Annotated in this window: 1 protein-coding gene, 1 tRNA gene and 1 pseudogene; 1 reads left to right on the forward strand and 2 read right to left on the reverse strand. The window is 70.1% G+C overall.

The annotated features are described in order from the left end of the window. Positions 1 to 157 precede the first annotated feature (157 nt). Both ABZW03_RS40635 and ABZW03_RS40640 read right to left on the reverse strand, forming a co-directional pair. Entirely contained in the window at positions 158 to 1,042 is an 885-nt protein-coding gene (locus tag ABZW03_RS40635) for a Bax inhibitor-1/YccA family protein (protein WP_355269877.1), read from the reverse strand. A gap of 139 nt (positions 1,043 to 1,181) precedes the next feature. Further along, positions 1,182 to 1,263 (reverse strand) — tRNA-Leu (locus tag ABZW03_RS40640). Positions 1,264 to 1,519: 256 nt separating this feature from the next. Here ABZW03_RS40640 and ABZW03_RS40645 point away from each other — a divergent pair. Beyond that, positions 1,520 to 1,663: pseudogene (locus ABZW03_RS40645) on the forward strand (ABC transporter ATP-binding protein); the annotation flags it as partial.

The following is a 1,663-nucleotide window of genomic DNA, read 5'->3' on the forward strand; positions in this document are numbered from 1 at the left end:
GACCCGGCCAGCCGGCGGGCCAGCTCCAGCGCGGCCGCCGCCCGCGAGGGGTGCCCGGGCACGGCGCCCAGCAGCTTGCTCTGCGGCAGCGAGCGGAACCGGTCCGCCAGTGGGTGCTCCGGGGCCCGACGGCAGTGGTTCACGGCGGGAGGGGCCGTCAGTCGTCGCCGCGCAGGATCGCGATCAGGCGCAGCATCTCCATGTAGATCCAGACCAGCGACAGGGTCAGCCCGAAGGCGGCCCGCCACGACTCCCGCTGCGGGGCGCCCTGGGCGATGGCCTCCTCGATCGCCGCGAAGTCCAGCGACAGGAAGAAGGCGCCCAGGCCGATGCCGATCAGGCCGACCACGATGCCCAGCGGGCCGGAGCGCAGGCCCATGTCGGCGCCGAAGGCCGAGGCGATCATGTTGACCACCAGCAGCAGCACGAAGCCCATCGCGACCGCGATGCCGATCCGCTGGTACCGCGCGGTGACCCGGATCCGGCCGCTCTTGTAGGCGAACAGCATCGCCGCGAAGACCGCCGCCGTGCCCAGCACCGCCTGGATCACGATGCCGTTCAGCATGGTGTTGAAGGCGTGCGAGACGGCGCCCATCGCGAAGCCCTGGAGGGCCGCGTAGGTCAGGATCAGCGGCGGGCTGACGCTGCGCTTGAACGAGACCACCACGCCGACGACCATGGCCACCAGGCTGGCGGCGATCGCGTAGCCGAAGTTCTCGAACGGCAGCGCGAACCAGGCCACCGCACCGGCGACGACCAGCGTCAGCAGCGTCATGGCGGTGCGGGCGACCACGTCGTCCAGCGTCATCCGCCCGGTGGCGGCCGGCCCGGCCGACGGCCCATTGTACAGCTCGTAGAGCTGCTCGTCCGTCATCGGGGGCTGCTGGCCCGGCTGGGCGTACTGCGTCCCCGCGTAGGGGTTCTGGCCGTAGGGGTTCTGACCGTACGGGCTCCCGGCCTGCGCGGTGGTACCGAACCCCGCGTAGCCGGCGTCGCGGGAGAAGGACCCCTCCCGCGAGAAGACCGGGTTGCTGCTTCTCATTGCTCATTCCCTCCGTGGCGGCACTGCACCGCCCGAGCACAAGGGTAATGGCTTGGCAAAAATTTCGGGATACGCCGCGAGGAGGATCCGTTGAACAACGACCGGCGGGGACGCCGTCGCGCCCCCGCCGGGTGATCGGTGCCCGGAGCCGGACTCGAACCGGCACGGCCTCGCGGCCAAGCAGTTTTAAGCTGCCCGTGTCTGCGTTCCACCATCCGGGCGTCTGCGAGACCCCCCTGAGCCTAGTCTCCCGGCTCACCCTTTCGCATGTTCCCAGCCCCGGAAGTTGTCATGTTTCCTTGCCATCTGACGATCTGTCCGGAATTCGGCCACGAAGGATATCCGTTCCGGCCATCCGTCCACCCTCAGGGTTCACGTCATACCGCAGGAGGAGGGGCTCACCCCTCCCGTACGCCCAGCGGTGGTAGGGCCAACCGTCCGGCGGAGCGACGCAAGACCATGATCACGTCGCGGAACATGGAGGGACAAGTCCGCGAGCACAAGGAGCCCCCCGTGACCACGTCGACCGCAACCGCCGTCCGCACCGGCCGGGCGGCCGCCCGAGCCACCGGCCTGAACAAGGTCTACGGGGAGGGGGAGACCCGCGTCGTCGCCCTCGAC

This window comes from Kitasatospora sp. NPDC004799 (assembly GCF_040609095.1).
GTDB lineage: Bacteria > Actinomycetota > Actinomycetes > Streptomycetales > Streptomycetaceae > Kitasatospora.

What these genes read in the sequence shown, in the direction of transcription:
- ABZW03_RS40635 (WP_355269877.1), bottom strand. Translation starts at nt 1,042, where the DNA reads ATGAGAAGCAGCAACCCGGTCTTCTCGCGGGAGGGGTCCTTCTCCCGC.